Source organism: Microcystis sp. (genome assembly GCF_048564745.1).
Classification (GTDB): Bacteria; Cyanobacteriota; Cyanobacteriia; order Cyanobacteriales; family Microcystaceae; genus Microcystis; species Microcystis ichthyoblabe_A.
On record NZ_JBLZRT010000037.1, the window covers coordinates 18,415 to 38,987 of the forward strand.

18 protein-coding genes and 1 pseudogene are annotated in these 20,573 nt (G+C 43.8%); 10 read left to right on the forward strand and 9 right to left on the reverse strand.

What is annotated here, in order from left to right; translation table 11 throughout:
- Positions 1-84: 84 nt before the first annotated feature.
- Positions 85-1,242: a chromate efflux transporter gene (gene chrA, locus ACOCD9_RS06490; protein WP_287700621.1), complete on the reverse strand. Its 1,158-nt coding sequence runs from the start codon at positions 1,240-1,242 to the stop codon at positions 85-87.
- A 507-nt stretch (positions 1,243-1,749) separates the two neighbouring features.
- Here chrA and ACOCD9_RS06495 point away from each other — a divergent pair.
- From ACOCD9_RS06495 to ACOCD9_RS06535, 9 genes are all read left to right on the forward strand, one after another.
- Entirely contained in the window at positions 1,750-2,169 is a 420-nt protein-coding gene (locus ACOCD9_RS06495) for an element excision factor XisH family protein (RefSeq protein WP_002764234.1), read from the forward strand.
- Entirely contained in the window at positions 2,154-2,492 is a 339-nt protein-coding gene (locus tag ACOCD9_RS06500; RefSeq protein WP_002732736.1) for a XisI protein, read from the forward strand. Before ACOCD9_RS06495 ends, ACOCD9_RS06500 begins: the two co-directional genes overlap by 16 nt.
- A gap of 371 nt (positions 2,493-2,863) precedes the next feature.
- Positions 2,864-3,979 carry a TIGR03032 family protein gene (locus ACOCD9_RS06505; RefSeq protein WP_419546808.1) on the forward strand — a complete coding sequence of 372 codons (1,116 nt, stop codon included), beginning with the start codon at positions 2,864-2,866 and terminating at the stop codon, positions 3,977-3,979.
- Between the two features lie 432 nt (positions 3,980-4,411).
- Complete coding sequence (locus ACOCD9_RS06510) at positions 4,412-4,672, forward strand: hypothetical protein (protein WP_002733873.1); 261 nt, start codon at positions 4,412-4,414, stop codon at positions 4,670-4,672.
- A 5-nt stretch (positions 4,673-4,677) separates the two neighbouring features.
- Positions 4,678-5,034, forward strand: a complete 357-nt coding sequence (locus tag ACOCD9_RS06515; RefSeq protein ID WP_103111244.1) for a type II toxin-antitoxin system VapC family toxin — start codon at positions 4,678-4,680, stop codon at positions 5,032-5,034.
- Positions 5,035-5,411: 377 nt separating this feature from the next.
- Positions 5,412-5,759, forward strand: a complete 348-nt coding sequence (locus tag ACOCD9_RS06520; RefSeq protein ID WP_419546810.1) for a DUF4347 domain-containing protein — start codon at positions 5,412-5,414, stop codon at positions 5,757-5,759.
- Positions 5,756-6,724: a hypothetical protein gene (locus ACOCD9_RS06525; protein WP_419546812.1), complete on the forward strand. Its 969-nt coding sequence runs from the start codon at positions 5,756-5,758 to the stop codon at positions 6,722-6,724. Before ACOCD9_RS06520 ends, ACOCD9_RS06525 begins: the two co-directional genes overlap by 4 nt.
- Before the next feature lie 132 nt (positions 6,725-6,856).
- A complete protein-coding gene (locus ACOCD9_RS06530; RefSeq protein ID WP_419546813.1) occupies positions 6,857-7,123 on the forward strand; it encodes a DUF4347 domain-containing protein in 267 nt (88 codons plus the stop codon).
- Positions 7,124-7,318: 195 nt separating this feature from the next.
- A complete protein-coding gene (locus tag ACOCD9_RS06535; protein ID WP_419546814.1) occupies positions 7,319-11,689 on the forward strand; it encodes an ELWxxDGT repeat protein in 4,371 nt (1,456 codons plus the stop codon).
- A gap of 823 nt (positions 11,690-12,512) precedes the next feature.
- Here the strand turns inward: ACOCD9_RS06535 and ACOCD9_RS06540 are convergent.
- The 7 genes and pseudogenes from ACOCD9_RS06540 to ACOCD9_RS06570 form a co-directional block, all read right to left on the reverse strand.
- A pseudogene (locus tag ACOCD9_RS06540) lies at positions 12,513-12,641 on the reverse strand (ISAs1 family transposase); the annotation flags it as partial.
- Between the two features lie 203 nt (positions 12,642-12,844).
- Complete coding sequence (locus ACOCD9_RS06545; protein ID WP_287700071.1) at positions 12,845-13,654, reverse strand: DNA adenine methylase; 810 nt, start codon at positions 13,652-13,654, stop codon at positions 12,845-12,847.
- Positions 13,655-13,662: 8 nt separating this feature from the next.
- Entirely contained in the window at positions 13,663-14,202 is a 540-nt protein-coding gene (locus ACOCD9_RS06550) for a hypothetical protein (protein WP_419546816.1), read from the reverse strand.
- A gap of 55 nt (positions 14,203-14,257) precedes the next feature.
- Entirely contained in the window at positions 14,258-14,794 is a 537-nt protein-coding gene (locus ACOCD9_RS06555; protein WP_419546817.1) for a hypothetical protein, read from the reverse strand.
- Positions 14,795-14,895: 101 nt separating this feature from the next.
- Positions 14,896-15,141, reverse strand: a complete 246-nt coding sequence (locus ACOCD9_RS06560) for a toxin-antitoxin system HicB family antitoxin (RefSeq protein WP_287700073.1) — start codon at positions 15,139-15,141, stop codon at positions 14,896-14,898.
- Between the two features lie 115 nt (positions 15,142-15,256).
- The gene (locus tag ACOCD9_RS06565) at positions 15,257-17,188 is read right to left on the reverse strand and encodes a transglycosylase domain-containing protein (protein ID WP_287700074.1); all 1,932 of its coding nucleotides are present in this window, start codon (positions 17,186-17,188) and stop codon (positions 15,257-15,259) included.
- Between the two features lie 152 nt (positions 17,189-17,340).
- Positions 17,341-17,826, reverse strand: coding sequence for a pentapeptide repeat-containing protein (locus ACOCD9_RS06570; protein ID WP_419546818.1), 486 nt, complete (start codon positions 17,824-17,826; stop codon positions 17,341-17,343).
- Between the two features lie 390 nt (positions 17,827-18,216).
- Here ACOCD9_RS06570 and ACOCD9_RS06575 point away from each other — a divergent pair, with 390 nt between their 5' ends.
- On the forward strand, positions 18,217-18,981 hold the full coding sequence (locus ACOCD9_RS06575; protein ID WP_419546819.1) for a YebC/PmpR family DNA-binding transcriptional regulator: 765 nt from the start codon (positions 18,217-18,219) through the stop codon (positions 18,979-18,981).
- Positions 18,982-19,095: 114 nt separating this feature from the next.
- On the opposite strand, the gene ACOCD9_RS06580 is transcribed toward ACOCD9_RS06575, so the two are convergent.
- Complete coding sequence (locus ACOCD9_RS06580; protein WP_419546821.1) at positions 19,096-20,277, reverse strand: RtcB family protein; 1,182 nt, start codon at positions 20,275-20,277, stop codon at positions 19,096-19,098.
- Between the last annotated feature and the right edge of the window lie 296 nt (positions 20,278-20,573).

Consider the following 20,573-nt stretch of genomic DNA (forward strand, 5'->3'; position numbering starts at 1 on the left):
CAACCCTTATTAAGGGGGGATCAAGGGGGAATCAAAGGCAAAATATATCTTAATATTTAATTAGAACCATTTACTTATTTCCCCCTAACCTAATTGTTTCAATAGTAAACCAATAAGCGCACCAGCCAGAATTAACCAAGTAGAATTAACCTGAAACCGTAGTAAAAGAATAGCGGAGATAAGAGATAGAATGATAGCCAATAAATTAAAAGGTAAATTCCCGTAGGGTTGTAACCAAGTAGCTAGAGCTAAATTAAAAATTACCGCTGCCATTAAAGCCACAGCACTAGCATTAATTGAGTCTAAAAAAGCACCAGCCCAAGCCGATTGTCTCAGCTTAGGAATGAGGGGATTAAGTAATAAAACAAAGATAAAAGAAGGAAAGAAAATCGCTAGAGTCGCCACAATTGCCCCCGATACTCCTAATATTTGATAACCGATAAAAGTGGCTGTGGATAACACCGGTCCGGGGGTAAATTGACCCACAGCAATAGCATCTAATAATTGTTGCTGGGTTAACCATCTTTTCCCCTGCACTAAATCCCCTTCTAAAAAAGCAACTAACACATAACCACTACCAAATAAAACACTACCCACCTTGAGAAAAAATAGCCCTAATCCTGTTAATGTCGGTGGGATGTTGCTAGGAATAGCAACCGCCGTCGCACCGCCTATTCCTGCCACAATCAGGGGGAAAGTAGCGAATTTTTTTAGGATAAACATCCCGATAATTCCGCCTAACAGTAAAGCGATAACTTCATTTAAACCTAAGATTAATAATCCGATAACTCCCAATCCGATGAACAGTAATTGACGGGTTTTCAGTGCCTTTTTACCTAAGCGCCAGAGGGCCTGAAAAATCACCGCAATTACTACCGGTTTAATCCCCGCAAAAATCGGAGCCACATCGGGTAAAGTCCCGTAGGTAGTATAAATCCAAGCTAGAAAACCCGTAATTAACACCGCAGGAGTGATAAAACAAACCCCCGTGATTATTAAACCCGCTAAACCACCAAAAATATAACCGATATGAATAGCCATTTCCGTGGAATTAGGACCAGGAATCAGATTAGTGGCCCCCACCAAATCGAGAAATCGCTCCTTAGTCATCCAACCGCGACGCTTAACCACTTCTTCCTCCATTAAAGCGATATGGGCAGCCGGACCACCAAAACCGATAATGCCGATTTTGAGAAATAAAAGGGCAAGTTGCGAGAGATTGGGAGGCGATGAAGTCAGCATTTTCTAATTACCAATAGTTTTTCTAGAATCAAGTTTATATCCAAAAGAATAAGCTTAAGCTAAATTCTTGGCTAGATCTGGTCAATTCCATAATTGCAAAAGTGTTTTACACAAACTCAATCATAAATATTTAATGCTCCCGTTCAAGTAAATTTGATACAAAAAAAGTTAAGAAAACTTTATAAATAATATTGATTAGTTTATTTATAATGAACCCCATTAATACCAACTGAAACCATAATAAACCATAGACAATAATCAATTATCACAATCGATTCTAATCCATGCAAAAAAAACTCTATGGACAGCTTGCCGCCTAACACTAACCAGTTTTCAGATACTCAAGAGCCAGCAGCGAGTCCAACTCCGCGCCAAGCGGTGCCGGTCAATTATCCTGAACTGCTACCGGAATTGCTGTAGGCACTCGTCTTTTGATTTTTACAAGAGGTCTTGAGAACAGAAAAATTTGCTATACTGCTGGTTAGAGTATTTATCCTCTGAATTTTTGTGTCTGCAAGAGATATTTACCACGACACTGTAAAACTTGCTTTAGAGAAGGACGGGTGGGCAATCACTCACGATCCTTTTCCACTTCAAATTGGCAAGAAGCGTTTATCCGCTGATTTGGGAGCAGAACGCTTAATCAGTGCGGAGAAAGAATTGCGGAAAATTGTCGTTGAAGTGAAAAGCTTTGTAGGACAGTCTGACGTAAAGGATTTACAGCAAGCTTTGGGGCAGTACGTCTTGTATCGTCAAATCCTTAACGAGATGAAAGTTGAGCGAGTTCTTTATCTGGCCATATCTCAGCCAACTTTTAACAGTGTTTTTAGTATAGAATTAGGGCAGGTATTGCTAAAGAATCAGATTGTGAAATTAATTGTCTTTGATGATGAAAGTGAGGTAATCGTGCAATGGATACCCGATTAAAATATCAAGGTATTATTAAGACTGTTCTCCAGAATCATGCTAACTATCGTGCTACTTTACCTGATGGCTACACTTCTCAGGTTATATTTGATGATGAACGAGGACATTATCTAGTTTTAGATTTCGGTTGGAGTGGTAATAAGTATCTCCATGCAACACCAATTCACCTTAGCTTGGTTGTCGATAAAGTCTGGATTCAATGTGATGAAACGGAGGAAGGCATAGCTACTGATTTGATGGAGGCAGGTATTCCCAAAGAAGATATAGTCCTGGGTTTTCGTTATCCTAAAATACGCAAATATACGGGATTTGCTGTGGCTTAGTGACCAGAAATGTTGAATCTGTGCATAAAACTTTATACACAAGCTGAAATTGCAAAAGTGTTTTATACAAACTTAATCATAAGTATTTAATACTACCGTTCAAGTAAATTTGATACAAAAAAAGTTAAGAAAACTTTATAAATAATATTGATTAATTTGTCTATAATGAACCCCATTAATACCAACTGAAACCCATCACCACCCCCCTTATTAAGGGGGGCAAGGGGGGATCAAACCTTATTAAGGGGGGCAAGGGGGGATCAAACCTTATTAAGGGGGGCAAGGGGGGATTAATTAGAACCCCTTAGTCAACAAACCATAAACAATAATCAATTATCACAATCGACTCTAATCTATGCCCAAAAAACTCTATGGACAGCTTGCCGCCCAAGACTAACCAGTTTTCAGATACTCAAGAGCCAGCAGCGAGTCCATCTCAGCGCCAAGCAGTGCCGGTCAATTATGAGTACAGCCTCAATCTGCCGGAATTACTCAACCAGCTTGACTTGTCGGTGTTGATTTCCACCTACCAAGCGGGACGAGTGGCCAGCATTGGCACTTATCAAGGACAAATGCGGGTGAGTTTCGCCCATTTTGACCAAGCAATGGGTTTAACCCGAACCGCTACCGGAATTGCTGTGGGCGCTCGTCAGGCAATTTGGCATTTACCCGCTAATCGAGAGATTGCCCCCCAGATTAAACCGGAAGGGGAACAGGATATCGCCTTTTTAGCTCGCTCCTCTCACCTCACCGGCCCGATTATGGGTCATGATTTGGCCTTTGGCAGTAATCGCCTTTGGGTGGTCAATACCCTATTTAACTGTCTGGCAACCATCGAAGGAAATTGGAGTTTTCTCCCCCAGTGGAAACCGTCCTTTATCACCGAGTTAGTCCCCGGAGACCGCTGCCACCTCAATGGCTTGGCTATGGCTGAAAATAGCGGCACTCCCGCCTATGTAACGGCATTGGGGGAAACCAACGAGGAAAGCCTCTGGCGAGAGAATAAAGCTCAAGGGGGATGCTTAATTGATGTGCCGAGGGGAGAGGTGATTCTGCGGGGTTTAGCTATGCCCCATTCTCCCCGTCTTTACCAGGGTAATCTCTATTTTCTCAATTCCGGTTATGGAACCTTGAACCGTTGGCATCCCCAAACTGGCAGCACGGAAATCGTGGCGGAATTGCCCGGTTTTACCCGGGGTTTAGACTGTTGGGAAGGTCACGCCTTTGTCGGGTTGTCCCAAATCCGGGAAACTGCGATTTTTGGCGGTTTACCCCTGGATGAGCGACGTAATCAATTGCGGTGCGGGTTGGCTATTGTCAACCTGGCTACCGGTCAACTGGTGGCAACTTTTTGGTTCAATAGCGGCGTGGAGGAGGTTTTCGCTGTCTCCGTCCTCCCGGGCTACCGCAACCCGGCACTGATTGGACCAGATAACGACCTCGACGGCACTCAATCCGTCTGGATGGTGCCTTCTTTAGGGACTTAATTGTTTACTTTTCACCCTATTATTCAGGAAAAAATCATGTCAACTTCTTAAAATGACTAACCCTACTATCTTAGAAGAGCTACTAAAATTAGCAGCTACTGCTAATTCTCTCGCAGAATTTAAGCAGTCTTTGGCAAAAATCCAATAATCTTATCCTAATATCTAGAAAACGGGTTTCTTCAAGAAACCCGTTTTCTGGACTTGTGGCCATCGCCTTCTCGCCATGACCCGCTACAATTGTCATTGTGAGGGAGTAATTGAGAGACAATCTTCAGAAACCCGTTTTCTGGACTTATGGCGAATCACCTGAATCAGTGAACAGTTGTTAGCCTTTTGGTAACTGATTCAGGTAATTGCATTTGCGTCTCTTGGTTATAATTCACAAACAGGCTATAATGTTAGTAAAACAACGTTAATCTCTAAGGTTTATCAATGACTCAAATATTGATCGAAATTCCCGACGAATTAATATCTCGTTTGCAAGAACAAAAATCCTCGGTTCAAGAGATTGTTATCAAAGCTTTGGAAAATTATGTTCAAGCTGAATTACCAGATATTACCAAGACTCGTACTTGGGAACTTTGTGGAAGTTTAGAAATTGTCCAACCTGAGCCTAAATATATTATCGGACAAGATAATCGGGGTCAAGTTGTAACTAACTACGCTGAAAACATCGATGAAATTATTTATTAAAAATTGTGGACAAAGAAATTATTGTTGATACGTCTGCTTTAATTGCCTTTTTTGTCAAATCTGAAACTCATCACGAAAGCGCTCAAAAATATTACTTAGAAAATCCTCATAATAATTGGATTATTCTCGAATCGGTATTCGATGAAACTGTTACTTGGATTCGGAGCAAGGTATCTAGTCGATCCTCAATCCAAGTGGGTCAAATACTAAGAGAAGATCATCGTTATATCAATGTGTCAGATAGCGATGATCTGGCAATATGGGAAGCTTTCTGTAAGTACAATGATAAAAAATGGAGTTACACAGATTGTTCTATTTTAGTTATGGCTCATCGTTTACAAATATTTAAGGTAAGTAGGTAGGCGTTAAAAGTTGTCAGATCCCCCCGCCTATCGGCACCCCCCTTATCAAGGGGGGCAGGGGGGATCGAACCTAAAATCCATTTTTAATTTAATTATAACCAGCTACTTATTCGCTTTTGATGATCATATTCGTCAAATGGCAGGATTAGGAATTGTTTGTGTCCCATAAACTAATAAAAATACAATTTATGAACGTCGTTCAGATTGCATATCTTGCAACAACCCACGAAACTGAGAAAATGGTTTTTTTCAAGAAGAAAACGGGTTTCTTTGAGAAACCCGTTTTCTGTATAATGTTAATTTATGTTATGGAAGTCTTGAAAAATTGGGGATTGTTGGGCTAAAACTGTTAGCAATAAACCTTTGCGGTCAATGTCATGACTTCTACCCTGTTGCCGAGCTTTCCTGCTATTGACGATGTTTTGTTCAATTTTGCTCAATCTGATGGCTTGAGTCAAGCTAATCGGGTGGATAGTGTGAGAAATCAGCGTTTAACCGCTACCGTAGTTTTCCTCGATGCTGGTGTTAGCGATTATCAAAGTCTCCAAGCTGGGGTAATTCCAGAAGTCGCCACCGTTATTCTCTCTCCCAATCAAGACGGAATCGAACAAATATCCACTTTTTTACAACAAAATCCCCAGATTACCACCACCACCTCTATTATTAAATCAGTGCGTTACGCTATCGCGCTTCACAGCCTACGAGTAAGCAAACAACTCAAATGAACCCAACAACCGCCAATTATGATGAACCCTGGAAAGAAGCATTAACCGAGTATTTTGAAGCGTTTTTACATTTCTTTTTTCCCGAAGTTCACCAATTGATTGATTGGACAAAAATTCCCGAATCCCTGGAAAAAGAACTCAAACGGATTACCGCTTCAGCAAAGACAAAAAAACGTTTCGCTGACAAACTCTATAAAGTTTGGTTACTCAGGGGTGAAGAAGTCTGGATTTTGATTCATATTGAAATTCAAAGCCAATACGAAGAAAATTTCCCTCAGAGGATGTATGTTTATAACTATCGGGCCTTTGATTTGTATCAGAAACCAGTTATCAGTCTGGCAATTTTAGGGGATGAACGAGTAAATTGGCGACCAGATTCCTATAATTATACTATCGCTGGTTGTGAAGTCAGCCTCAAATTCCCAACGGTTAAATTACTGGACTATGAGGAAAGATGGACAGAACTAGAAACAAGTAGCAATCCTTTTGCTATAATAGTCATGGCACACCTGAAAACAAAAGCGACTACTGGGAAGCTGCCAGAACGGGAACAGTGGAAGTGGAGGTTAATCAGGGGATTGTATGAAAAGGAGTTCGAGAGAGAACAGATAATTAAACTGTTTGAAATCATCGACAATATGATGACTTTATCCACTGAATTGCAGTCAAGTTTAGAAAGTAAAATCAAACAATTTGAGGAGGAAAGAACCATGCCTTTAGTAAGTAATATGGAGTTACGAGGAATGGAACGCGGTAAAGAAATAGGTAAGGAAATTGGAGCGTTACAAAAAAGCCGCGATGCAATAAAAACAGTTTTAACTGTGCGGTTTGGAGCGATTTCTTCAGAAATTGAAGAGATAATCGGCAAAATGACTAACCCTACTATCTTAGAAGAGCTACTAAAATTAGCAGCTACCGCTAATTCTCTCGCAGAATTTAAGCAGTCTTTGGCAAAAATCCAATAATCTTATCCAATATCTAGAAAACGGGTTTCTTAAAGGAGAAACCCGTTTTCTGTAAATTTTTGTTATATCCCCCTTGAAAAATTCGGGATTGTTTGCACAAAATAGTCGCATTAATCTTTTGCGGTCAATGTCATGACTTCTACCCTTTTGCCGAGCCTTTCTGCTGTTGACGATGTTTTGTTCAATTTTGCTCAATCTGATGGCTTGAGTCAAGCTAATCAGGTGAATAGTGTGAGAAATCAGCGTTTAACCGCTACCGTAGTTTTCCTCGATGCTGGTGTTACCGATTATCAAAGTCTCCAAGCTGGGGTAATTCCAGAAGTCGCCACCGTTATTCTCTCTCCCAACGAAGACGGAATCGAACAAATATCCGCTTTTTTACCACTGTTGAAACCTTAGATTTGTCGGAGTTGCAGACATCTGGGGTTTTTCAGCCAGATATACCCTTCTTTGCCCGCTTAAGTACCTAAGCAAAATTAATTACACAAATCTAACCCCCCCTTGCCCCTTGCATGAGTGCCTTTCTTCACTAGGAAATTTATTTTGCACCACTACTTAATTGTTTAATTTTCACCCTTTATTCAGGAAAAAATCATGTCAATTCCTTTTTTAGTTAAAGATATCTTCCCCGGTTTATCTGGTTCTGACCCCCGCTATCTGACGGCGGTGGGCAATACCCTGTACTTCCGGGCCTTTGACGGCGTGAACGGTGATGAATTGTGGAAAAGCGACGGCACGGCGGCCGGTACGGTTTTGGTCAGAGATATTGTTCCCAGTTTCTCTGGTTCCTTCCTCCGCAATCTAACAGCAGTGGGCAGTACCCTGTTCTTCACTGCTGATGACCGCGTGAACGGTACTGAATTATGGAAAAGCGACGGCACGGCGGCCGGCACGGTTCTGGTCAAAGATATTTTTCCCGGCTCATCTGGTCCCTACCCCCGCAATCTAACGGCGGTGGGTAACACCCTCTTCTTCACTGCCGATGACAACAATGACGGTCAAAAGTTATGGAAGAGCGACGGCACGGCGGCCGGTACGGTTCTGGTCAAGGATATCAGCCCCACCAGCAATCTAACGGCAGTGGGCAGTACCCTGTTCTTCCGGGCCTTTGACAGCGTGAACGGTGAGGAATTATGGAAAAGCGACGGCACGGCGGCCGGTACGGTTCTGGTCAAAGATATCCGCCCCGGTTCCTTTAGCTCCAGCCTGCAAAATCTAACGGCGCTGGGCAATACCCTGTTCTTCACTGCTTTTGATGTGAACGGTACTGAATTGTGGAAAAGCGACGGCACGGCGGCCGGTACGGTTTTGGTCAAAGATATCCGCCCCGGTTCCTATACTAGCTCCAACCCCTTCAATCTAACGGTGGTGGGCAACACCCTTACCCTGTACTTCACTGCCGATGACGGCGTGAACGGTACTGAATTATGGAAAAGCGACGGCACGGCCGCTGGTACGATTCTGGTCAGAGATATCCGCGCCGGTTCCTCTGGCTCCAGCCTGGAAAATCTGACGGCAGTGGGCAGCACCCTGTTCTTCACTGTCGATGACGGCGTGAACGGTAAGGAATTATGGAAAAGCGACGGCACGGCGGCCGGTACGGTTCTGGTCAAAGATATCCGCGCTGGTTCCTCTAGCTCCAACCCCGGCAATCTGACGGCAGTGGGTAATACCCTCTTTTTCACTGCTTTTGACGGCGTAAACGGTGAGGAATTATGGAGGAGCGACGGCACGGCGGCCGGTACAGTTTTGGTGGCCGACACCCGCCCCGGTGCCTCTAGCTCCGACCCCAGCAATCTAAGGGCAGTGGGCAGTACCCTGTTCTTCAGCGCCGATAACGGCGTTAACGGTGCTGAATTGTGGGCTGTGAGTACGCCCGCAATTCCCACCCTCGCTATTGCCGCCACCAATGCCAATCAAACCGAGGGCAACAGTGGCAGTAAAGCTTTCACCTTCACCGTCACTCGTTCGGTTATCACCACGGGAAGCAATAACGTTAACTGGGCAGTTATCAGCAGCGGCAGCAATCCTGCCAATGCCACTGATTTTGTCGGAGGAGTCTTACCGTCAGGAACCGTGAGTTTTGCCCCGGGAGAAACCAGTAAAGTGATTACCGTTAACGTTCTGGGAGATACCACATTTGAACCGAACGAAAACTTTACCGTCATCCTCTCCAATCCCACCAACGGCGCTAACATTACCACCGCTACTGCCACGGGAACCATCAATAATGATGATGTAGCAATCCCCATCCTCACCATTGCCGCCACCAATGCCAATCAAACCGAGGGCAACAGTGGCAGCAAGGCCTTTACCTTCACCGTCACTCGTGCGGATAACACCACCGGAAGCAATAACGTCAACTGGGCAGTTACCGGCACTGGCACTTTTCCCGCTAACGCTGCCGATTTTGTCGGAGGAGTGTTACCCAGTGGGGTAGTGAGTTTTGCCCCGGGAGAAAGCAGTAAGGTGATTACTGTTAACGTCCGGGGAGATACAACGATAGAACCGAACGAAAACTTTACCGTCACCCTCTCCAATCCCACCAACGGAGCTACTCTCGGCACTCCATCTACGGCAACCGCGACCATTGTTGACGAGGACTCCGTTCCTTTTTTAGTTAAGGATATCAACCCCGGTTCCTTTGGTCCCTACCCCGGCAATCTGACAGCCCGGGGCAATACTCTGTTCTTCACTGCCTATGACAGCGTTAACGGTGAGGAATTGTGGAGGAGCGACGGCACAGCGGCCGGTACAGTTCGGGTCGCCGACATCAGCCCCGGTGACTATGGCTCCTACCCCAGCAATCTGACGGTGGTGGGCAGTACCCTGTTCTTCCAGGCCTATGACAGCGTGAACGGTACTGAATTATGGAAAAGCGACGGCACGGCGGCCGGCACGGTTCTGGTCAAAGATATCAACCCCGGTGACTCTAGCTCCTACTTCTACAATCTGACGGCACTGGGCAATACCCTGTTCTTCACTGTCGATATCGGCCGTACAGAGGAATTGTGGAAAAGCGACGGCACGGCAGCCGGTACGGTTTTGGTCAAGAACATCGGCCCCGACCCCGACCCCCGCAATCTAACGGCAGTAGGCAATACCCTCTTTTTCAGTGCCAGAGGCGTTAGCGGTACTGAATTATGGAAAAGCGACGGCACGGCGGCCGGTACGGTTCTGGTCAAGAATATCCGCCCCGGTTCCTCTAGCTCCGACCCCCGCTATCTAACAGCAGTGGGCAATACCCTCTTTTTCACTGCCGATAACGGCGCGAACGGTCGGGAATTATGGAAAAGCGACGGCACGGCGGCCGGTACGGTTCTGGTCAAAGATATCGGACTCGGTTCCTATACCTCCCTCCCCCGCAATCTGACGGCAGTGGGCAATACCCTGTTCTTCACTGCCGATAACGACGTTAACGGTCGGGAATTATGGAAGAGCGACGGCACGGCGGCTGGTACAGTTCTGGTCAAAGATATCCGCCCCGGTTCCGATCGCTCCTACCCCCGATATCTAACAGCAGTAGGCAATACCCTGTACTTCATTGCCGGTGACAACGTGAACGGTCGGGAATTGTGGAAGAGCGACGGCACGGAGGCCGGTACGATTCTGGTGGCTGACATCAACCCCGGTTCCGGTTACTCTGGCTCCAACTCCCAAAATCTAACGGCAGTGGGTAACACCCTGTTCTTCACTGCCGATGACGACGTGAACGGTACTGAATTGTGGAAAAGCGACGGCACGGCGGCCGGCACGATTCTGGTGGGGGACATCCGCCCCGGTTCCAATGGCTCCAACCCCCGTAATCTGAGAGTAGTGGGCAGCACCCTGTTCTTCACTGCCGATAACGGCGTTAACGGTGAGGAGTTGTGGGCCGTGAGTACCCCCGCAATCCCCATCCTCGCCATTGCCGCCACCAGTGCCAATCAAACCGAGGGCAACAGTGGCAGTAAAGCCTTTACCTTCACCGTCACTCGTGCGGTTAATACCACGGGAAGCAATAACGTTAACTGGGTAGTTACCGGCACCGGCAGCAATCCTGCCAATGCCACGGATTTTGCTGGGGGAGTGTTACCCAGTGGGGTAGTAAGTTTTGCGACGGGGGAAACCTCAAAAGTGATTACTGTTAACGTTCAGGGGGATACAACAGTAGAACTGAACGAAAACTTTACCGTCACCCTCTCCAATGCCACCAACGGCGCTATTATTACCACCGCTACGGCTATTGGCACTATCCAAAATGATGACTTTATCGGTACTTCTGGTCCAGACACCCTTGTGGGAACCTCTGGAGCAGATGCCATGACTGGGTTAGCCGGAAACGATACTTATACGGTGAATAACGCTGGGGATTTGGTGATTGAAGCTCTCAACCAGGGAACCGATACCGTGCAAGCTGCCATTTCCTATACCCTTCCTAACAACGTGGAAAATCTCCTTCTCACTGGCACTGGTAATCTTAATGGCACGGGTAATGGCTTAAATAACCAGATTACAGGGAATAGTGGCAATAATAGCCTCAATGGTGCTGCTGGAATCGATACTTTAACCGGTGGGGTGGGGACAGACATCTTCATCTTCCAGTTTAGTCAGTCCACCTCGGCAGCCCTAGACCGAGTTACGGATTTTGCTATTGGTACTGATAAGATTGACCTGCTTAGTCAAGCTGGTGGGGCCATTAATGCCCCGGTCGCTTTTACCCGGGCGGCAAATAGCACCACGACCAACATTAACACCATTGTTACTAACGTCTTTACCGATGCTAATGGGGCAACAGCCGGAAATCAAGCTCTCGGAACTAACCGGGCTGCTTTAGTGCGGGACAATAGTTCTTCTACTTACCTAATTGTCAACAACGGTACAGCAGGCTTCCAAAGTGCTAATGATTTGGTGATTAATCTGACTGGGTTAACGGGTACTTTACCGGCGCTCGGCACTATTGCGGTCAATAGTTTCTTTGTCTAATACTAAATCCAGTTATTAAAAACTGATTATGTATTCTCCCTTTTGCCTTTTGCCTCTCCTGATATGTAGCCTATGCTCAACGGATTTGGTATAAATTGATGGGGGGGATTCTTAAATCGAGTTCCCCCATTCACCAGCCATCAACTCATCGGCTCTGACAGGCGATCGCCATTGGTGCGAGTTTCAAACGTAAGCGTCAAAGTTGATCACAGGAAAGGAGATGGCGATCGCAGTGGGGGGCGGTCACTATGGCGTAAACTCAAGGGGGATTAGTGCAATCAGTAACGTTTAATTTATGACCAATAGACCTCGACCTAATATTATCTCAAGACTATAGTCATTTCAGATAAGTCTGATACAGTCTAAACCGACAAAATCCTTATGAACTCTGGGATTGATATTCTCAATCTTAATTGAAATGACTAAGTAGCTGGTTATAATACCATTTCTCTAAATGAAAACTACACATCGAATTTAAGTCACCCTTTTTAAGGGGGATTTAGGGGGATTAAAATTCTGTAGTCAGACTTTGGAGAATTGGTATAATTAAATTAAAAATGGATTTTAGGTTCGATCCCCCCTGCCCCCTAGTGTTGATTCATTTAAATTAAGTATAGCTGATTTTGAGTCAATAAATTTGATCGAAGATTCTCAAGTTTATCTTTTTCTAATCAAAAGAGTTAGTCACAATAACTAATATTTAATCCTCTGCCAATATTTATTATGAATAAATTGATAAAGCTTCTTCCCAAGCCACTAAAGCCTATCTCTCTTGAAATTATCTGAGATTATATCCTGTTAATTTAGCTAATTTTTCTGCTTCTTACGTCGATAAAACTATCAGGTTTCCCCAACGTTCAGCTAACCACCTCTGTCCCTCTGTTATTGAGAGAAAACCCAAACCTCTGAAAAGATTCAATCCTATGGTTGTGAGAATTGACCAATTGCTTAAGGATTTTAATTCTTCTACTGACTCAGCAACATTAATATTAGGGACTCCACTCATTGCCTTTTTACTACATAAGTTATACCTTTACCAAGTATGACATACTTTTTGAAAAATGGTATAAGATGTACCCGATGAGGATTTTTCCAAATCTTCATCAATAATGCTGGCTAAATTATGGTAGATAAATACTCAACTACAATCTGGCACTAATAATTTTTGATCATTAATTCTCTGCCGGATGCCGCCGATCCTTGTTTATAATTATTCATGCCATACTGAAGATTCCACTCGATAATATGGGCAAAATCAAAGAGTTTTCGTATCTCTGGACAATCATCGTAGGTAATTAACCATTTAGCCTGACATTGACGCATATTATCGGCAAAACGTTGATGATCGAAGCTGGTATGTAAATTCCCTCTTACACCGTACAAACGGGATTTTGTGGCACTATAGTAGGGGGGATCGAGAAAGATAAAAACTTCTTTTCCCTCAGCAAATAATAATTCTTCGTAGTCTTGGTTAGTAATTTTTACCGATGCTAATAACGGCGCAATTTGAGTTAATCTGGCTATCGATGAATCAGTAAATCTACTGGTAAAAGCTGCTTGGGAATAGCCACCAGAATCGACTGTTCCCGAAAAAGTAATCCGATTTAAGATAAAAAAACGCACCGCTTTCTCAAAGTCGGTTAACTTTAAATCTTCCCTTGTCAAATCTTGAAATAATTCTCGTCCGCTATCATATTTCTGTTTAATTTCTGTTATTTTTGCTACCAATAAATCAATATTTTCTTGAGCGCATTGCCAGAAACAATATAAATCATAATTTAAGTCATTAATCCAATAGGTTTTTATCTGTTGTTCAAAGAGTTGCTTAACAGCAAAAAACACAGAACCACCACCAAAAAAAGGTTCTCGATATTCCCTAATATTGACAGGAATTTGCGGCAGAATTTGCTTAATTGCCCGGGATTTACCACCCGGATAACGCAAGGGACTTTTAATTTTTGACATTTTATTTACTAATTAGCTCCTATCTCGATTTCGAGCTTTTTATTGGTTTGAACTTCAACTAAAAGCTTTCTAATTATTTCCTGCTCTCTCTCCTTCAGATTATCCGAGTTTAACACAAGAAATTTTTCGAGATTTTCCAATTGACAAGGTAAAGTAATTTTGTCTTTAATACCTTTACCTGTAAGTTTTAACTTTGACACAAAATTTATGGATTGATTGTTTAAGTTAATGGAGTCTATATTGGAATACAGAATTAATTTAAAAAGACCATCTTGTATATCAGTTAAATCTGGCAGCCCCTTCCTTGTAGAATTTTTAGACTCCTGAATGTAATATTGATCTTTTGTATATAAAATTTCGTCTGGTGCTAGATAATAAGTTCCTCCCAAATAGTTTTCAATACAGAAGTTTGCTTTCCTTCCATCGACTAAATATTCATGTTTATGTACTGTAACTGATTCCTTTTCACTTGCCATTTTAGAGCCTTTTAGAGATATATTTTTGAATTCTTCAAAATCAAGCATAACTGCTTTTAGATATTGTCCCATACTAGCTTGAGAATGAGTAAAAACACCAGTATTGTCAGAGATATTTTTATAAGAATTAAGAGCCTGTTGAAAAGTCGAAGTAAACTTTATCTTTTAATAAACTTTTATTCCAATGTAAAGCACTTTGCTTGTAATTTAAAATTTCTTTTATTTGATTCTTAATAAATTCATTATTAAACTTTTGTTTGGTAAGTTTGTGTTTATTTTCCTGTTTCGTTTTTTGACTTTTCTCCGCATTTTCATAGTATCCAAGAACTATATATATATTGAGTAAATTCATCCATGAAACTGTAGAATATTGAAGCTTATCTAAGTCTCCATCTCTTCCCTCATCTTTAATAATCGGTATTATTGTCAATATTTTTGATGCATTATATGTGTTATAAATTCTGGCAAATGGATAACTTCTGATTCGCTTAGGGGAAACCCACTTGGAATAAGCGACTTCTGTATTTTGTGCCTCTATAATTCCATAAGCTCTGGATTCATTAACATCAAATTGTTCCAAACATACTCTGTCTAAAGATTCTGTTAGACAGGCTGTATATTTTACATCTCTAATAAATCCAGTCAAATTCAAGACTTCGCTCATATTATGAAATTACGATCAAACTAATTGGATTAAAAGACAGCCTAACGGTTGAACTCACCCGCCTTGTCAAAGTCTAGCACAAAGTCTGGTGCAGTGATATGTCAGACAGTCGGCAGCCGGTCATAGGCTTCTGGCTCGACATCGGGAACTTTTGTTAAGATTACCTCATACTTTTCTCGACTTCCCTTTTTGGACTTTTCTATTAGGTAATTTTCTGTCATCAACGCTGAAAGTTTCTCAGCGATTGCAGTAGAGATAAATTGATCGATCGAAATTCCATCACGAGCCGCTAGATCATCTAAACTTTTCTGTAATGAGTCGGGAATTTGAACTTGGATGGTACTCATGGTAACTTACCTATTAATCGTAGGAAACCTAAAGGCTCAAAGCGTGGGTTTCATTTTTAACATAGCCACCTTTACTTGATCGATAAATTACGATCAAACCAATTAGATTAACCATCTACTTAACTGTTGGTTTGCGGAATTTGGAGGGAGAAGGAAAATATTCTACTCGTTCATTTTTGAGTGCTTGTGCCATGAAATCGCGCCAAATGGGAGCGGCAAAACCGCCACCGGTGATACCTTTACCTAAAGTGCGATTTTGGTCATCTCCAATCCACACTGCGGTGGCTAATTGGGGAACATAACCGACAAACCAGACATTTTTCTCGTTATCGGTAGTACCGGTTTTTCCCGCTGCCGGACGACCGATTTGAGCCGAGGTTGCTGTTCCCCCTTGAATAACTCCCTGTAGGACAGAATTGAGGGAAGCGGTAGCCCAGGGGTCTAAAACTAGCTTCGGTTTGGGTGTATTATCGAGCATGACGTTACCCCGACTATCAGTAACACGCATGATAAAGGTAGGCTCGGAATGCCAGCCATTACTGGCAAAAGTAGCGTAGGCCCCCGCCATTTCCAGAGGAGTCACATCCACGGATCCCAAAGGTAAAGAAGTGACGGCAATTAAAGGACTCTCGAAACCCAGCAGACGACAGACTTCAATGACTTTATTGATCCCGACGCGACGACCGAGAATAACTGCGGGAATATTCAGAGACTGCATCAGAGCGCTACGCAGGGAAACCGGACCAGAAAAGCCGCCACCATAGTTTTTTGGGCTATAGAAGCCACCGGCCTCGCGAAAACGGACAGGAGCATCATTAACCACCGTTTCAGGGGTAAAACGACCACTAGCGAAGGCAGTATAATAGACGAAGGGTTTAAAAGCTGACCCTGGTTGACGACGGGATTGAATGGCCCGGTTTAACTGACTTTTATTGTAATCAACGCCACCGACGAGCGCCTTGACGAAATGGGTGCGGGGATCCACCGCGACTAGAGAAATTTGTAGGTCTTTGGTGCGAATACCGCGACGACGCAAGCTATTATAGGCCTTTTGAATGGTGGACTCGGCCATGTTTTGAAAGTCGAGATCGATCGTAGTTTGAATCCGCATTCCCCCTTTAGTTAGGGTTTCCTTGCCAAATTTTTGCCGCAATTCTGCCACCACTGCATCGGTAACGTAGGGTAATTTACTTTCTTGCCAAGCGGTGGGTTTACCCACTTTCAGAGGTTCCTTTAAAGCGGCCTCTTCCTGTGCGGGGGTAATCCAACCCAAAGTACGCATCCGACTGAGAACCAGTGCCTGTCTTTCCTTGGCGGTTTTATAATTATTAAAAGGACTATAAACTTCTGGCGCTTGGATTATTCCCGCCATCATCGCCGATTCTGCTAAATTTAACTCGGAGGCGGGTTTATTAAAATAGCTTTTAGCGGCGGTTTGCACTCCGTAATTATTATGACCCCAATAGATATTATTGAGGTACATTTCCAGAATGTCATTTTTGCTAAAAACCTGTTCCACTCGTACTGCCAGGACCGCCTCGGCTAATTTACGGCTAACGGTGCGCTGATGGGAAAGAAAGATATTTTTGACTAACTGCATGGTGAGGGTAGATGCACCTTCTACCACACCGCCACTTTTCCAGTTAGCCACTACTGCCCGACCGATACTATTAGGATTAATACCACGATGGTGATAAAAATGGCTATCTTCGATCGCCATCACTGCGCGTTTTAGATTGGGAGAGATTTGATCGAGTTCCACCACTTCCCGATGCGCTTCCCCGTGTAAGCTGGTCAGGGGTCTGCCTTTAACATCGTAGATATAACTGGTTTCCGTGGGAACGTAACCGCGTAAAATCCTGACGTCTGGTAGATTGCGGTAACTAATCGCCAATCCTACCACAGCCCCCGTCACCACGGCCGTGGATACCATCAACAGGCCCAGAACAGTCCCCCCCGCGACTCTGGAGACTCCTTGGAAAAAGCTATCCGAGTCACTACTAGGTTTCTGCTCTTTGTCTTGATTGCCGAGGGTACTGGTGGACACGATGGTTACAATTTCCTTTTTCCAAGAGGGGACTGATCGATCGAACTGACTGGCTTGAAAGTCTATTCTAAAGGTTGTGTTAAAAAATCGAATACTAGCTTACAGCAATTATGGCCGATCTGGCTCTAGTTCGATCGGTCATGACAGCGCGATTAGGGACAAAACAGGGTATCGCGAGTATTTCTGCCAGTTACTGGGTTAGTTCCCGTGGCTATCTCACAAAGATATTTTTCCACATCGGAGCGAATAATTGCATCGGTAAAATCGGCCCCGTCGATAATTGCACCTTTGATTAAAATGTTAGTGGCAAAAGCTCCTTCGAGAACGGCATTGGTAAAGTTGGCTCTGGTTAAACGGGCCGATTCTAAATCCACATTTCTCATATTGGCATCGCTAAAGTTGGCCCCCTCCAAGTTGGCAGAAAAAAAGCGTACTCCTTCCAGGTTGGCACGACTGAAGTTACTACCGCGCAGATTAGAGTGATCGAAGGTGGAATCGCGCAAATCCTGCCCCGCAAAGTCGTTATCGGTCAAATTGCGGTTATTATAACTTAGCGCTTGGGCCGGAGCCACAGAGAATAATAATACTAATATACTAGCAACCAAGGTTAGTAGAGTTTTGCGAGAAAATTGCGCCATATTGCCACCTGATCAATCAACCTTTTCTATAATAAGCTGTACTGGATTTAAACCGCATATCGGGAATTTTAGTACAAATGCTCGAACTAGCCGCCCCCCTATAGCTTCCAAACAGGATTTATGATCATTAGACCTCTTGGATAATTAATTTTTGATGGTTCAAAAACGGCAAAAATAAGAATTAAACAGCCTAAAATCTGTAAATAGACCATTTAGTTAATTATTATTCATTCTTAATTCTCCTGACGACCGGCTACTGACTCCTAACCCTAACAACAATTTTTAGTTTTCACAAGAGGTCTATTACCCGGCACTCGTTGACAATTATCCCCGGATTTACCAAGGGCGATCGATCTGCTAGATTTTTGATGTTGGATATCTTAGATAGATATGGCTGGTCATAGTAAATGGGCAAATATTAAACGACAAAAAGCCCGAGTTGATGCCAAAAAAGGGCAAACTTTCACCCAGTTATCCCGGGCCATTATCGTGGCTACGCGTAACGGTGTTCCCGATCCGGCGGGCAATTTTCAGCTACGCACGGCGATCGAAAAAGCCAAGGCGGCCGGTATTCCTAATGACAATATCGAAAGAGCGATCGCTAAAGGGGCGGGAACTTGGGAAAATGACTCAGCTTTTGAGGAAATTCGCTACGAGGGTTATGGTCCCGGGGGTGTGGCGATCCTGATCGAAGCACTGACCGATAATCGCAATCGCACGGCTGCGGATCTGCGGGCGGCTTTTAGCAAAAATGGCGGTAATTTAGGTGAAACGGGCTGTGTAGGCTGGATGTTTGACCATAAGGGAGTAATTCGTCTTGAGGGAACTATTGATGAGGATAAGCTTTTAGAAGCTTCCCTAGAGGGCCAGGCCCAATCCTACGAGTTTTTTGACAGTGAGGAGGAAGGTCAAGGAGCAGAAGTTTTTACTGAGGTGTCTAACCTGGAGAGATTGAATAAGGTTCTGCAAGCAGCGGGATTTAAGGTCAAAGAAGCAGAATTACGCTGGATTCCCACTAATACCCTAGAAGTGAGCGATCGAGACCAGGCCCGTTTTTTATTGAAGTTAATCGACACCCTAGAATCCCTCGATGATGTGCAATCGGTGACAGCTAATTTTGATTTAGTCGAGGAATTGATGTTACTGGATCTGTGATCCTAAATTCCCGGACCCGCTCACTGATTCTAGGCCCAATCAAGAAATAAGCTGTCCCCAAAATCCCGTAAAAATTCGGGCTCCGTAAAAATCGATCGCTCTGGCCATGATTTGTTAACCTTTGACACACATCACCTGCTTGAGAGTGGCGACAATTTCCACTAGATCAGCCTGTTGATTCATCACCTGTTGGATCGGTTTATAAGCTCCCGGAATCTCATCAATAACGCCCTCATCCTTGCGGCATTCAACCCCTTGAGTTTGGGCGATTAAATCATCAAGAGTAAAGGTTTTTTTAGCCAGATTTCTCGACATCAAGCGCCCAGCCCCGTGGGAACAGGAACAGAAGCTATTATGTTCTCCTTTGCCTTTAACAATATAAGATTGCGCTCCCATGGAACCGGGGATAATACCATAATCGGTTTCTCTAGCGCGGACGGCTCCTTTGCGGGTGACATAAACCTCCTCCCCAAAATGAATTTCTTTTTCGGCATAATTGTGATGACAATTAACCACTAAGAGGGGTTTAGTTGGTTTGCCTCCCCCTAGATGTTTTTCAACAATCCGTTTAAATCTAGCCATCATAATTTCCCGATTATAACGGGCATATTCCTGGGCCCATTGTAGATCGTGCCAGTAGGCGGTAAATTCTTCTGTACCGGCGACAAAGTAGGCCAGATCGAGGTCGGGTAATTTACCTTCTGCTAGTTTGGCTAACTCTTTGGCAGTATCAATATGACATTGGGCCAGTTGATTACCAATACCTCTAGAACCGGAATGGAGCATTAACCAAACTTGATTATCTGTATCTAAACAAATTTCGATAAAGTGATTGCCACCTCCCAGGGAACCCATTTGTTTAAGGGCTTTTTTCTCTAGGTTTTGTACCCCTCGATGAATCTGTTTAAATTCCGCCCATTTTGGCCATTTAGTCACTTCCCGATCCACTTCTTTATTTTCAGCAAAACCGACGGGAATATTCGCCTCCACATCGAGGCGAATTTTTTTGAGTTTTCCCTGCAATTGTTCGCCAGTAAAAGGCATTTTTAGGGCAGCCATGCCGCAACCAATATCGACTCCGACGGCGGCAGGAATTACGGCATCTTTGGTGGCAATCACCGAACCGACTAAAGCGCCTTTACCCAAGTGAACATCGGGCATTAAAGAAATGTGTTTATAAACAAAAGGTAGGGAAGCGACATTTTTAGCCATTTGGGTTTCTTGGGGTCCCAATTCATGGCCCGCCCAAGATAAAATCGGTGTCGGTGTGGAAAGTTCCAGAGTTTCGTAAGTCATATTTTTTATGAAATAATCAGATAAAAAGCGGATACAACCAAGACAATAAGGCAATTGAGATTCTGCGATAATTAGATAAATTGTGATCGGCGATCGTGTTTTAGCGCCAGAGGATAAGCTGTTGACTATCTAAATTACTCGTTCAGACTGCCCCCACGACAATTGTTAACTTTCACCGGAGGTTTACTGACTACTGTAATACTACCAAAAAGGTTCGGATACCTACACTATCGAGAAAGCGGGGTTATTTTGCACTATAGAGATAACGAAGGAACTGATAGGGGTGGGTATCGCCT

Excerpts from the sequence above, each read along its gene's own strand:
- ACOCD9_RS06535 (WP_419546814.1), top strand. The coding sequence starts at position 7,319 with ATGTCAATTCCTTTTTTAGTTAAAGATATCTTCCCCGGTTTATCTGGT.
- ACOCD9_RS06570 (WP_419546818.1), bottom strand. The coding sequence starts at position 17,826 with ATGGCGCAATTTTCTCGCAAAACTCTACTAACCTTGGTTGCTAGTATA.
- ACOCD9_RS06500 (WP_002732736.1), top strand. The coding sequence starts at position 2,154 with ATGGATACCCGATTAAAATATCAAGGTATTATTAAGACTGTTCTCCAG.
- ACOCD9_RS06505 (WP_419546808.1), top strand. The coding sequence starts at position 2,864 with ATGGACAGCTTGCCGCCCAAGACTAACCAGTTTTCAGATACTCAAGAG.
- ACOCD9_RS06550 (WP_419546816.1), bottom strand. The coding sequence starts at position 14,202 with ATGGGACAATATCTAAAAGCAGTTATGCTTGATTTTGAAGAATTCAAA.
- chrA (WP_287700621.1), bottom strand. The coding sequence starts at position 1,242 with ATGCTGACTTCATCGCCTCCCAATCTCTCGCAACTTGCCCTTTTATTT.
- ACOCD9_RS06555 (WP_419546817.1), bottom strand. The coding sequence starts at position 14,794 with ATGAGCGAAGTCTTGAATTTGACTGGATTTATTAGAGATGTAAAATAT.
- ACOCD9_RS06560 (WP_287700073.1), bottom strand. The coding sequence starts at position 15,141 with ATGAGTACCATCCAAGTTCAAATTCCCGACTCATTACAGAAAAGTTTA.
- ACOCD9_RS06545 (WP_287700071.1), bottom strand. The coding sequence starts at position 13,654 with ATGTCAAAAATTAAAAGTCCCTTGCGTTATCCGGGTGGTAAATCCCGG.
- ACOCD9_RS06520 (WP_419546810.1), top strand. The coding sequence starts at position 5,412 with ATGACTTCTACCCTGTTGCCGAGCTTTCCTGCTATTGACGATGTTTTG.
- ACOCD9_RS06575 (WP_419546819.1), top strand. The coding sequence starts at position 18,217 with ATGGCTGGTCATAGTAAATGGGCAAATATTAAACGACAAAAAGCCCGA.
- ACOCD9_RS06580 (WP_419546821.1), bottom strand. The coding sequence starts at position 20,277 with ATGACTTACGAAACTCTGGAACTTTCCACACCGACACCGATTTTATCT.
- ACOCD9_RS06510 (WP_002733873.1), top strand. The coding sequence starts at position 4,412 with ATGACTCAAATATTGATCGAAATTCCCGACGAATTAATATCTCGTTTG.
- ACOCD9_RS06525 (WP_419546812.1), top strand. The coding sequence starts at position 5,756 with ATGAACCCAACAACCGCCAATTATGATGAACCCTGGAAAGAAGCATTA.
- ACOCD9_RS06530 (WP_419546813.1), top strand. The coding sequence starts at position 6,857 with ATGACTTCTACCCTTTTGCCGAGCCTTTCTGCTGTTGACGATGTTTTG.